Origin of the sequence: Paenibacillus sp. FSL H3-0329, assembly GCF_037963285.1 — a bacterium.
GTDB classification, from domain to species: Bacteria; Bacillota; Bacilli; order Paenibacillales; family Paenibacillaceae; genus Paenibacillus_AQ; species Paenibacillus_AQ odorifer.
The window spans coordinates 569,836-582,087 of sequence record NZ_CP150150.1 but is presented as its reverse complement, the minus strand read 5'-3'; the positions used below and the strand labels follow the sequence as shown (position 1 = coordinate 582,087).

Annotated in this window: 14 protein-coding genes and 1 riboswitch; of the genes, 3 read left to right on the top strand and 11 right to left on the bottom strand. The window is 45.8% G+C overall.

Translation table 11 applies throughout. The features are described from left to right. Window positions 1–38 precede the first annotated feature (38 nt). Window positions 39–203: riboswitch (cyclic di-AMP (ydaO/yuaA leader) on the top strand. 68 nt (window positions 204–271) lie between these two features. Genes NSQ66_RS02600 through NSQ66_RS02590 form a run of 3 tightly spaced genes read left to right on the top strand, consistent with a single transcriptional unit; the run spans window position 272 to window position 1,855 of the window. Further along, window positions 272–826 carry a hypothetical protein gene (locus NSQ66_RS02600; protein WP_076141853.1) on the top strand — a complete coding sequence of 185 codons (555 nt, stop codon included), beginning with the start codon at window positions 272–274 and terminating at the stop codon, window positions 824–826. A gap of 14 nt (window positions 827–840) precedes the next feature. After that, complete coding sequence (locus NSQ66_RS02595) at window positions 841–1,362, top strand: hypothetical protein (protein WP_052096743.1); 522 nt, start codon at window positions 841–843, stop codon at window positions 1,360–1,362. Between the two features lie 40 nt (window positions 1,363–1,402). Continuing rightward, on the top strand, window positions 1,403–1,855 hold the full coding sequence (locus NSQ66_RS02590) for a hypothetical protein (RefSeq protein WP_038568543.1): 453 nt from the start codon (window positions 1,403–1,405) through the stop codon (window positions 1,853–1,855). A 462-nt stretch (window positions 1,856–2,317) separates the two neighbouring features. Here the strand turns inward: NSQ66_RS02590 and NSQ66_RS02585 are convergent, their stop codons facing one another. The 11 genes from NSQ66_RS02585 to ctaD all read right to left on the bottom strand — a co-directional run bounded on the left by NSQ66_RS02585 (window position 2,318) and on the right by ctaD (window position 12,169). Further along, window positions 2,318–2,512 carry a hypothetical protein gene (locus tag NSQ66_RS02585; protein WP_143761263.1) on the bottom strand — a complete coding sequence of 65 codons (195 nt, stop codon included), beginning with the start codon at window positions 2,510–2,512 and terminating at the stop codon, window positions 2,318–2,320. A gap of 31 nt (window positions 2,513–2,543) precedes the next feature. Then, window positions 2,544–3,824, bottom strand: a complete 1,281-nt coding sequence (locus NSQ66_RS02580; protein ID WP_076141852.1) for an ABC transporter permease — start codon at window positions 3,822–3,824, stop codon at window positions 2,544–2,546. Further along, window positions 3,817–4,719, bottom strand: a complete 903-nt coding sequence (locus NSQ66_RS02575) for an ATP-binding cassette domain-containing protein (RefSeq protein ID WP_036676693.1) — start codon at window positions 4,717–4,719, stop codon at window positions 3,817–3,819. The genes NSQ66_RS02580 and NSQ66_RS02575 overlap by 8 nt, the downstream gene beginning before the upstream one ends. Window positions 4,720–4,723: 4 nt before the next feature. Next, complete coding sequence (locus tag NSQ66_RS02570; RefSeq protein ID WP_036676691.1) at window positions 4,724–5,653, bottom strand: ABC transporter ATP-binding protein; 930 nt, start codon at window positions 5,651–5,653, stop codon at window positions 4,724–4,726. A 19-nt stretch (window positions 5,654–5,672) separates the two neighbouring features. Beyond that, window positions 5,673–6,068, bottom strand: coding sequence for a GntR family transcriptional regulator (locus NSQ66_RS02565; protein ID WP_036676688.1), 396 nt, complete (start codon window positions 6,066–6,068; stop codon window positions 5,673–5,675). A gap of 61 nt (window positions 6,069–6,129) precedes the next feature. Beyond that, window positions 6,130–6,858 (bottom strand): hypothetical protein, encoded by a 729-nt coding sequence (locus NSQ66_RS02560; RefSeq protein WP_051490929.1) that lies wholly within the window; start codon window positions 6,856–6,858, stop codon window positions 6,130–6,132. A 1,011-nt stretch (window positions 6,859–7,869) separates the two neighbouring features. Then, window positions 7,870–8,334, bottom strand: a complete 465-nt coding sequence (locus NSQ66_RS02555) for a DUF420 domain-containing protein (protein WP_036682502.1) — start codon at window positions 8,332–8,334, stop codon at window positions 7,870–7,872. Between the two features lie 26 nt (window positions 8,335–8,360). Then, window positions 8,361–9,281 (bottom strand): cytochrome c oxidase assembly factor CtaG, encoded by a 921-nt coding sequence (gene ctaG, locus NSQ66_RS02550; protein ID WP_036682504.1) that lies wholly within the window; start codon window positions 9,279–9,281, stop codon window positions 8,361–8,363. A gap of 85 nt (window positions 9,282–9,366) precedes the next feature. Continuing rightward, window positions 9,367–9,693: a cytochrome C oxidase subunit IV family protein gene (locus NSQ66_RS02545; RefSeq protein WP_036682505.1), complete on the bottom strand. Its 327-nt coding sequence runs from the start codon at window positions 9,691–9,693 to the stop codon at window positions 9,367–9,369. A 5-nt stretch (window positions 9,694–9,698) separates the two neighbouring features. Then, entirely contained in the window at window positions 9,699–10,325 is a 627-nt protein-coding gene (locus tag NSQ66_RS02540; RefSeq protein ID WP_036682507.1) for a cytochrome (ubi)quinol oxidase subunit III, read from the bottom strand. Continuing rightward, window positions 10,322–12,169, bottom strand: a complete 1,848-nt coding sequence (ctaD, locus tag NSQ66_RS02535; RefSeq protein WP_051491246.1) for a cytochrome c oxidase subunit I — start codon at window positions 12,167–12,169, stop codon at window positions 10,322–10,324. The genes NSQ66_RS02540 and ctaD overlap by 4 nt, the downstream gene beginning before the upstream one ends. Between the last annotated feature and the right edge of the window lie 83 nt (window positions 12,170–12,252).

Below are 12,252 nucleotides of genomic sequence, written 5' to 3'. Positions count from 1 at the left end.
TGAAAAGAGTATGATTCGGGTTGAATCTAATTCATGAAAAACAATCAACGCTGAGTTCCTGCATTCGCAGGGAACGGGGGAACCATCAGGCCACCTGGCCTACTTGGGGTGAATCCAAAGGAGACTGCGTAAGTCTCAATAGGTAGGGCGACTCTCACCGTCCGAATCCGACAGCTAACCTCGTAAGCGTAAAGAGAGAGACCCTTGATCCGCCACGCTTTGGCCCAGGTATATCTGCCTGTAATCCAAAACCGCAGCAGAGGTCCTCCTCTTGCTGCGGTTTTTGCGTTACCTGAGCCTATTAGGTGATAGCACGCTGGATGGGGTGAATGTTTTGAAGCACTATTATTTAGGGATACATCAAGGGCTGCTTGAGCCGATAAGTCTAAATTACGTTTGTTTCGGGGCCTTGTGGTTCGAAGAAAATAATCACAGGTACATTGTAGGTTATGCATTTGGCCAGAACCAGATCCAAGCCCTTCGCCAATTCAGTACACCTTCTTCTTGTAAAGACTGTTTAGACTCTAAGATTGTATATGAAATATATAAAAAAATTCGAGAACAACAACAGCAGCAGGATTGGTCATCGCATCAAAAACTCCCGTGGTTTACAGCCTTCAAGGAGCCTTGGAAAGATGTAAGCGCCGGTTGGTATGTCTTGAGATCCCGCAGCACCTTTCCCTTACATCTATCTGTTATACGGAAAGAGAAGTTCCGACTATGGCTAGAGCATACCGCAGTCTGTGAGAATAAAATGGAAATGCTCGCCTGTGTAGAAAAGGCTAGTGTCACTCATCAGGTAGACTTAAAGCTTTTGGAAATCTAAGGAGGAACCCTACTATGGACCAGCGCAGACTATCCCGCATTGAAGTATTTGTATTGGATGAACCCGAGCCTATTCACTATGGAATGGAAGGGGCTGAAGGCTGCCGTTATGGTATTCTGAAGCTCACCTGTAAGGGAGGTTGCAGTTGGGGGGCTTGTCTAATCTCTGCCAACACCAAAAATTTCGATCTCATTAAATGGAGTTCTTTTTTACGGGCTATCTGTCATTGCCGTCTTGAGGAAGCGCTGGATAAGGTCCGCCGCGAAGGTTCAGATTGGGAGCAGGTTAAGCTTGAGCTAGTTCAGGGTGCTTTGCAGGATTTAAAGGCCAAGCTCCAGGGTAAATCCTTGGCTGGGCATATTCAGCAAGGGCGTCTGTACAGTGTTGCAGCTGGGGGGAGCAATTCCAGAAGTGAACGGCTCTACTACAAACCTTCCAAAGCTTTTTCCACTGCCTCCCAGCAGAAACACAGTTGCCCGGAACCAGACACCGCCGATCTTATCAATAAATCCATCTCTTACTTTTCTATATTATAGATTCAAGCAAATCTCTCATTCTGAAAGGATCGTGTTCACCATGCCTGACCCCTTACCTCCCGTGTCCACCTACAGTGCTAAATTTGCAGAGTGTGTTCAAAAGTATACTAATGAAGTCTACGTACTCAGTTCCATGTTATTAGAACAATCTAATGAGGCAGACAAGGTTACTATCCGCACCTTCACAGAGCTTCATAAAATATATCGTCAGGATAACTTCGACCCTCAGTTATTCTCTATCCACGCTTACCGCACTTGTATTCGCCAGTGTGCTGATTCTTTTGCCCGGCGCTCTCTTCTATCGGCTAAGGGATTACCTTGGGAGGAACAGCTTGTGAAGGTATTGTGGTACGGCTTAAAGCTGCCTCTTTCTCAAATAAGCATTATTCTGCAAAAAAGTGTTCCTGCACTGAAAGCACAGCTTAGAGCTGTACGGGAGCAGATGACCGACCAAGCGGATATACGAACGAGCGCAAATCTTTCTATAATTTAGTCACTGACTAGAATTCAGACGATCTTTAAGCGCATGAAGCATCTAACGGACTCAGGAGCCTTTAATTGAAGCTTTTCCTCAAATTTGGCCGGCGTTCGGACTCCAGTAGAAATCCCGAGCGATGAGCGTCTCGGATCGTCTTCAAGCAGGCCCTAATCATCTTCCACCAAGGCAAGGCTTACGGACCCAGATGACATTATTTGCACGTTTATCGCCTTTTGAGCATAGTATCGGACTCCAGTGCAACTATTTGGTTAAAAGAGCTACTAATTCACCGTTTTTCATGCCAATAGCGACTATTGTGTCCGATATCTTGCCAAATCTCGATGATTGTTGCATTTAAGTGTTGCTGGGTCCGTTAGCTATATCAGCTCGTATACAAAGAGATTGCCAACGCAAAAACGGGGATATCCCAGCAACCATAAATGGCTGTTAGGATCCCCCCCGAAAATTCAGTACCTACTATTGTGCCTTACTCTTACGCGCCTTACTGTACATCCACAATCCTGCCAACATCCCCACTATAGCAACACCGGTCAATACGCCTTGAACGAAATCCATAAAAGTGGAGCCATCCGGAAGCATTCTACTAACCGAAGCCAGTGATACCGAACTCATTAAAAGCATAATGGTATATTGTTCGCTTGTAGACATCATTAGCACTCCTTAAAAGTTATATGGGGCCTTCTTAGATCTTGTATGCTTTCATTGCTTTTCTGATTTCTTTAATACTTGGGCGTTTGCCGTACATCAGTACGCCGGTACGATAGATCTTGGCTGCCAGCCATCCGAAGATGAAGGTAGTCACAAGCAGGATCAGCAGCGATACAATGACTTGCCAGATCGCCACCTCACCGACACCAATTCGGAGCAGCATCGTCAATGGTGAAGTGAAAGGTACATAACTCGCTATCTTAACCACTAGAGTATCTGCATTGGAGATACTGAACAGTGGAACATAGAACGCTACGAAGCCTAACATCATGATTGGCATTACCGCCTGACCGAGATCCTCCGTACGGCTGACAATCGAACCTACAGCCGCATACATCAAGGCATAGAGGAAGTAACCTAATACGTACAAGACAAATCCATAGAGCAGCAAGTTAATATTGAGCTGGCCTAAATCGAGATCAAAATCAGCCAATACAGTCGCATTATGCGGGAGCGTCAAATTGACGACGATCGCTGCGACAAAGATCCCAATTTGCAATATTCCTACTAGGAAAACACCGATAACTTTACCGAACATTTGCGCTAAAGGTGAGGCACTTGTAATGAGAATCTCCATAATCCGCGAGCTTTTCTCAGAGGTTATCTCAGCGGCAATCATGTTGCCTGTCATCATAATGGACATAAAGAACAACATAAGCATGGCATATACGATAATGTAGTTAATGGCCGGAGTGTCCTCCTGAGAGCTTTCACTGCCACCGCCTGCCTTAAGCTGTTGTGTAGTAATCTGCACTGGTGTTGACATTGCAGCAATCTGTTCAGAGGTCAGCTTGTCGCCAACGATGAATTGTGTGTTTGCTTGCTGAAGTGCATTTTGAAGATAAACTTGAACATCTCCGTTTAGTTCCCCATCATTACTGTGATAAGTAACGGGTGGAAGCCCTTCACCAGTAGGTTCTGCAAAAGTAACATAACCTTCTACTGTCTCTTCATCTAATGCTTTCTTTAACTCGGCATCATCCGCAGAAGCATATTGTACTATCTTAGCCTGTGGCATGCCCTCTGGCGCAGTATAAGCCTTCAGCAATTCTGCAACCTGATTTCCCTCTTCAGCAATCACAGCAATTTGAGTAACTTCACTTTTGGCCGAATCACCCTTAAACTGATCGATGATATAGGGAAGATTCATCCCTATGCTGAGCAATAATACTAGAATCAAAGTAGTAATCATAAATGATTTCGTTCTAACTTTATTTTTAAAGGTAAAGCCGATAATTGTCCCCATCTTATTCATTAGATTCACCCACCGCTCTGATAAAGATTTGGTTTAACGTAGGTTCCTTGATTTCAAAATGCTCCACTTCACCCTGTGCTATCGCCTGCTGTAAAATACGCTGTGCTGCACCGATCTCACTGATCGATAACAGATACCCACGCTCCAGCCGTTTCACTGCTGTAACGCCTGCGATGGACTCCAGACCTTTTACCTCATTAGCTGTACGCAGCAATACTTCTTCCCGCGGGTAGCCATTCTTGATCGTGCGGATATCCCCTTGAACGACCGTATTGGAACGATCGAGAATCGTAATGTTACGGCACAGCTCTTCTACATGCTCCATCCGGTGCGTAGAGAAAAGGATACTTGTTCCCGAATCACGCAATTCTTTGACCGTATCTTTCAGCAGCTCCACGTTTACTGGGTCCAGCCCGCTGAAAGCTTCATCTAGAATCAGAATCTGCGGTTTATGAACGACAGCGGCGATAAAGCCCATTTTTTGCTGATTTCCTTTGGAAAGCTCTTCTATCTTTTTATTGTAATAATCCGGAACCTCAAATCGATCCAGCCAATAGCGCAAGCTCTTATCTGCATCACTAGCTGACATCCCACGCAGGCGGGCTAAGTAAACGATTTGATCGCTGATCTTCACCTTAGGATATAGCCCGCGTTCTTCGGGCAGATAACCCATAAGTTGCTGCAGTTCACTGTTGAAAGGCTTCCCGTTATACAAAATTTTGCCCTCATCAGGGTAGATTAGGCCGAGTACCATACGCATCGTGGTTGTTTTTCCCGCGCCGTTCGCCCCCAGTAATCCGTAAATTTCCCCTTTACCTACAGTTAGGTTAATTCCGTTTACTGCGGTTTTTTCTCCATATTGCTTAACTACACTTTCCAGCTTTAAGGCTTCCATTTCTCTAGTCCCCTCTCTTGTGGTCAATTAGAATAGGACGATGACCCTGTGTCCATAAACTTAATATTTCGTCCAGTTCCAAACTGCGGCTCTTGATAACCTTTACGCCCAAGTTATGAATGCGTTTCTCGTTTTCAGAAAATTGTTCTATGATAAAAGAAGCTACACCCGGTGTATCCATTGTAAAGTGCAAGCCTCCTGGCAACTCAGCCGATAACTCCGCAAGCTCCTCTTCATCCGCAGCATTCACCCAAACCTCGGTCCAAGCACCGAACAGACTGTCTTTTTCAGCCATGCCCAGCAGTTCTCCCCGATGCATAAGGACGATATAATCCGCCAGCCGCCGCACCTCATCCACAATGTGTGTGGAGATGATGATCGTTGCGTTGTTCTCATCCATATATTTACGAAGTGTCTCGATCATAATCTTCCAGGCAAAAGGATCAAGACCTGATGAAGGTTCATCCAATAGCAGCAGACTTGGCCGCGCCGCAAGTGCTGCAGCAATTTCGAATTTCCGACGCTCCCCTTTAGACATCTTCGAAAGTCTCATATGATACGGAACCTCCAAGCGATCCATCAGCTCCTGAAAATATTGATCGTCCCAATTTGGATACCAATACTTCCGAAATCGAGCTGCCTCCTCTGCATTCCAGTGGTTCTCCTCAGTAATTGACGTTTCAGGAACATAGGCAATGGTCTGGCGAAGCTCCAGAGACAACCCGCTATCATACCTGTTCTCAAACCAATATATCTCGCCTTCCTCTGGATTAGTCAGCTGCATCAGCAGATTCAGCAGTGTGCTTTTGCCGGAACCATTCTGACCTACCAAAGCTGTAATATATCCTTTAGGCATATTCAGGGTCAGCGGCCCTATCGTCTTGTTTCGCCGCCGTTTAAGTACATTCCGCAATTCTATAGCCATCTGTACCATATGAGTAAGCGCCCCCCTCTCAATCCTTTTCTCTATACTTGCGTTCTACAATCTCCATAAAAATCTGTTCAAGTTCATCCTTGCTGCAATGTACCGATCGGCCGATATCCACTGCACTTTCAAGTGCTTTGCCAACCGTTTCCCGTTTATATTCTTCCATTGCTCCGTCACCTACATGGGATACAAAGGTACCTGTTCCTTGTCGCGTTCGCAGCAAACCTTCGTTCTCCAGATCCTGATATACCCGCCGCACGGTAATTACACTGCATTTCAGATCTCCTGCGAACTCACGAATTGAGGGCAGCAGCGTACCTTCTGTAATGACTCCGCTAATGATTAATGATCTAAGCTGAGTCTCTATTTGATGATAGAGGGGCTCTGCACTATTTTCGTTGATTTGTACCGGTATCCACATTATTTACACCTCGCCTTCCACTCTAGCGTGCTAGAGCGCAGTCCTTGCCATTTCCGATTTTTTATACGAGATTGCGACTTTTCAGCCGATGTATAGTCCATTTAGAGAATAATTGCACAGATATTGTCCCCAGCAGAAGTGACCCCCACATGATCGGAGATAACAACCCCCACTCCTTTGAATAGGAGATACTGTATAAGAACAAACTGCCTCCGCCCAGTGTAACTAAGAACGATGTTGCCCACGATAAAACTACGATAAGCAATGTTAGCCATAGATAAGCTTTGCCGCTAAAAAGATATTCAATAAAAATATATAGACCCGAGACCATGAATCCGAAGCCGAGCCAAGTAATCGCAAAAGCTATATACGAAGGAACCGCCAGTTCTGTCCGGAAATTCTCTCCTAACAAGTAAATAATACCGAAGAATAACGTACCATTTAGTGTAAAGGAGCCCACACCCTGAAGTTTCCTCCGCGATAATATTACTGCAGCTGGAATCGGTAAAGTCCGTAAGTAAACCAACATTTTTGTGTAAGAGTCTTCACTCCAATATTTCATGGAGCGGCGAGAGAATGTTAATCCCAATAAGGGGATAAAGGAGAGAAATAAGAAATCCGCTAGCATCGTCCGATCCTGCTCACCTAGTACATCATTTGCTATCAGGCTAGTCAGTCCACCAAGATAACTCATAAAAACAACTGTTATTACGAGGGTCCCTAATATTTTTAATTTGTCTCCGCGAAAATCAGAGCGCAACATAAACCATGAATCTTTTAATGTTCTCATCAATGCTAACCTCGCTTTACAATGTCTTCAGCGTCTAGCAGAAGCAGGTGTTCATATCCCTGTGCTTACTGTATATATCTATATACACAGTATATGACCTTGGTTTTTTATTGTCAATCCTGTAACTGGAAATTATTCAAAAGAAATAGGAGGTTTGGGCAACCTCATACTTCAAGCTTATGAAGACACTCTCAGACGTTAGGTAACGCTTATTAATTGAGATTAACTACAATGAGGGGGAATTGAGGCAGAATGCTACGGGGCGAATGTAACTGGGATAATTGAGTTTATTAGATAATTCATTTCAGGAAATGAAGTAGTAAGAGCTCACTCTCTGCTTCTATGCAACGTGTTGGTGTGATGTGCGTTGAGAGAGGCGGGTGGCGGAGCAGATACTGGTTCGGGTTAGGGTGCTGGTGCGGCTGTGGTGCTGATTCGGGGGTATGATGCGTGTGCGGCGAATGGTGCAGTTCCGATTGTGTGATGCGGGCGCGGCGGATGGTGCAGTTCCGATTGTGTGATGCGGGTATGGCGGATGGTGCGGTTTCGGGTGCGGGATACCGTTTCGGCTGCTAGTGCAGTTTCAGGTGTGGGATATGGGCGACTGCCGGACGGAATAGAAACATTAGGGAAAAACTCCCTAAAATCAGCCAAATAGAGCTTAGATTACGAGCTTTTAGGGAATTCCTCCCTAAAAATTCAGCTATTACTCTGTTATTGGGTTAATTCCATTCAATTTTAGGGAGGATTTCCCTAATTATGGCCTTTTTTAGCTAATTTCGTTCATTTTCAGGGAGGTTTTCCCTGATTACGTCTTTTTCGAGCTAACTTCATTCAATTTCAGGACAGATCCCCGAAAATCCACAAACGAAAATAAGCCCATCACCCGCAATCCCTACTCAGGAACATGCAGATATATAGGCTTATTTCATAACTATTTACGACTCTGCTACTCTAGTGCTGTTCATTCGCTCAACGCACTAAACTCTGTGCTCTATTCAAGCACTTATTTTACGCTCCCAAAATAACTTCCCACACCGGCTTGGTGTGTCCACCTGGATACAAAACATACAACAGCACGTACACCATAACGCCTGTAATCGCTGTGATAAACCAAATTATCGATGTCACTCTGCCCCACTTACGGTGCTTGGAATACTTCGCCTTGAAACCAAGAGTTAACGTAGTAAGTCCGAATACCGCAGCTACGGTTGCCAGGACGATATGGAAGATCAGAAACACTTGATAAATCGTCTTCAGTTCATCCGGACCGCCCCATGAGGTATTCCCCACAAACAACGTTCTCGATACGTAAACAATAAAAAACAGCAGCGCAGCGATAGCGGCAGCAATCATCGTTTTCTTATGCGCCTCGCGTTTGCCCTTGATAATGAGCCACCAACCTATAGCCACCAGCACCGCGCTGAGCACGATGAATGACGTACTAATAGTCGGGAACACTGTGAAAATATCCATGATTCTCCCCCTCGGCAGTCTACCAGTTATGCACGGTTCAAGTTGCTCTCCTGAAGTGTTGAGGATGGCGTCGACAATTCATCGTCGTCTTGTCCGTTCTCTTTTTTATACCAATGATAGAACACATAAGCAAGCATAGAGGCAAAAATAAATTCCTGAATGAACTTCATCGCGATGCCTCCCACCTGTTGATCCACCTTCGGCGACATCACTTCAAAGAATGCAGGACCTCCAAAATTCTGAAGTAAAACAGAGGGGTCACCCGAGATACAATAGCCCATAGCACGCGCCCAAGTCTCTGGATCACTGTAAGTGGCGTAGAGCGGATGATCGGCAAATATAATCAGCCCGCAAGCTGGCGTCAGCAATACCATGTTCAGAAAAATAAACCCAATCTTCCCAAGCCCACTCGCCATACGATGTTCCGGCAGCGGATTAATCAGTGTCCACCACATTAAAGCAGAGGTCAGGAACAAAACAATGTAATAAATACGATGAACAGTAAAATGCAGCATCACATAATCATGAATAACAGGAATATGGTACAAGGAAAAAAGTCCGTTAAACAATAGAGCAGCTACTACCGGATGAGCTAAAAAAGATAACCGCCGAAGCGGATTCACCTTTAGTATCCTGCGCCAGATAAAATCTGGAATTCCAAGCATAATCAGCGGCACCGCTACCAGGTAAGACAAGGCCATACTGACCATGTGGAAGGAAAACATCATATGCCCTAAGAGGCTAATGGGTCCTCCTTGTGCCAGATAAAGGGCAAGCATCCCACAGACAAATAACGCTCTACGCCAAAATGGCACCGTAACTGAATCGGCATAACGCCCAGCAATCGGACCAATCCACACAAAATAACCTGCTGTCAGCAGCAGCATTACCGCTAGAAAAAGCGGACTCCATAGTTCAGCAAAGCTAAAGTATTCTAATCCCAGCATAATCCCAACCTCCTAGCGCAGGAATTCTTATATCTAAACATCAAAAAGAGGGGGCATCGCAGCCCACCTCTTTCATTATTGTCCGTTAGTTCCACCAAACCCAATACAGCGACATAACAATACAGGTCCCAGCGATAAAGAAGCCGCCCAGCATGAAGAGAATCGGCAGAAGATGCCCTTTATCTTTTAGGTGCATCCAGAAGCCCATCTGTACAATCACCTGAAGAACAGCCATTACCAGCAGCAAAATAATCGCAAAGGTTGCATTTACTCCCCCAGCCGCAACAGCGGCGAAAGCAATCAATGTTAAGACAATGGAGAAAATAAAGACAACAATATGTTTCTGTGGTCCTTCATGCCGATGACGTTGCTTATACCCGCCGCTATCTGGCATATGCTGATCCGTCGTCATAGTGCCTAGCCCACCTTTCCGAGTAGGTATACAACCGTAAAGATGAAGACCCATACCACATCGATAAAATGCCAGTACATGGCTGACACATACACTTTTGGTGCAGTAATTACCGTTAACCCCTTGCGGGCGAGCTGCCCGATCAAGATGGAGATCCAAGCGATCCCGAAGGCTACGTGCGCACCATGAAATCCTACCAGTGTGTAGAATGCCGAGCTGAATGCACTTGTGGTCATTCCGAATTCTTCGTGTCTTACATATTGAGTAAACTCATAGATCTCCAAAACCAGGAAACCTAAACCTAAGACTACAGTCACTAAAAGCCAATTCCGTAGCAGTGCCGGCCGATTTCTGTGCATCGCTTGAATAGCGAATACACTCGTCAGACTGCTTACCAGCAGGATGAATGTTGCAGCGGCTACAAGCGGCAGGTGAAACAGTTCATTCGCCGAAGGCCCCTCATTCGTCTGATTACGCAGTGCGAGGAAAGTAGCGAACAACGTGCCGAACAATACCGCTTCGCCGCCTAGAAACAACCAAAAGGCAAGAACCTTGTTGCGTCCTTCGAGCGTAGCTTTTTCCGGCTCGTGCGGAAAGGTATCCTTAGAAGCTTCTGCATGTGCCGTTGTCATGTCCGCTCACTTCCTTCCAGCTCTTCAGGTTCAATATGCCATCCGTGATCATCATACAGCGAACGCATCAGCATGGATCCAAATGTAATAATAAGACCGATGGCTGTAACGATATAATTATTAAACAGGAAGCTCATAAAAGCATTGCCGAATTCATCACGGCTAAACATAAAGCCAAGCCCAGCGATAAAAATTCCGATAGACATCGTAAACGGTAAAATCGTTGCCGACGGCATATGAATTGAGCCCACCGGCTCTGCTGGTGTCATGCCTTTATTCCCTGCTACTTTTTCTTTCCAGAAGGCATCAATCCCCCGAATAAGAGGTGTTTGCTTGAAGTTATATTCTGGCGGCGGTGAAGGAATGGTCCATTCCAATGTACGTCCATCCTCCCACGGATCATTGCTTGCATCCGCTGGTTTTCTGGAAGTCAGGAAGATGTTCACCAAGAAAATAATCATACCGACACCCATAAGTCCTGCACCGATGGTACTGACTAGATTCAGGAAATCAAATTGCTGATTAGGTAAATAAGTAAATACGCGGCGCTGCATCCCCATAAGCCCAAGGAAATGCTGTACAAAGAAGGTCAGATGGAATCCGATGATAAACGTCCAGAAAGTCCACTTGCCCAGCTTCTCACTCAGCATCCGTCCGAACATCTTCGGCCACCAGTAGTGCAGACCTGCGAACAGGCCAAGCACCAAGCCACCAACAATAACATAGTGGAAATGCGCTACGACAAAATACGTATCATGGAACTGAAAGTCAGCAGGTGCGGACGCCAGCATCACTCCAGTTACTCCCCCCATAGTGAAGGTAGGAATAAATCCAACAGCGAACAGGTTAGGGGTTGTGAAACGTACTTGCCCGCCCCACATCGTGAACAACCAGTTAAAAATTTTAATCCCGGTAGGAACCGCAATTAACATCGTTGATACGGAGAACAACGCGTTAGCTACAGGTCCAAGTCCAGTTGTGAACATGTGGTGAGCCCAGACCATGAAGCCTAAAAAGGCGATCAAGATGGTTGCAAACACCATGGAGCTATATCCGAACAGTCTTTTACGCGAAAAGGTTGGGATGACCTCGGAAATAATCCCGAAGGCAGGCAGAATGAGAATGTAAACTTCCGGATGACCAAATATCCAGAAGATATGCTGCCATAGCACTGGACTTCCTCCGGCTCCAACTTCGAAGAAATTGGCTCCGAGAATCCGGTCGAATGTCAACAGTACTAAACCTACTGTTATTGCTGGAAAAGCAAACAAAATAATGGCGGAAGTGATAAATGTGGTCCAGGCGAACATCGGCATCCGCATATAGGTCATTCCCGGTGCACGCATCGTAATGATCGTGGCTAGAAAGTTAATCCCCCCGATGAGGGTCCCTAATCCGGCAATTTGTAAGCCGATCGTATAGAAGTCTACACCGTGTGTAGTGCTGTATGTACTCGTAGATAGTGGGGTGTAGGCGGTCCACCCGGCGTCAGGAGCGCCACCCATAACCCAGCTAAGATTCAGTAGAATCCCGCCGAACAGGAAGGTCCAGAAACCAAGTGCATTTAGAAAAGGAAAGGCTACGTCACGTGCACCGATCTGTAGCGGAATGACGGCATTCATGAGTGCGAAGATGACTGGCATGACGCCGAGGAAGATCATCGTCGTACCATGCATGGTTATGAGTTCATTAAACGTTTGTGCATCCAAAAAGTTATTCATCGGCTTGATGAGCTGCCAGCGAATCAGAAGCGCTTCAATTCCCCCGATGCCAAAAAATAATCCTCCGGCCCATAGGTACAAAATCGCGATTTTTTTGTGATCGACGGTTGTTAGCCAATCCATAAGTCCTGTATGGCGCTTCACACTGTGGCCGTGCCCCAGAGGCTTGGATGAATTCAAGGTATGCGCTGCTTGAGCCAAAGTTC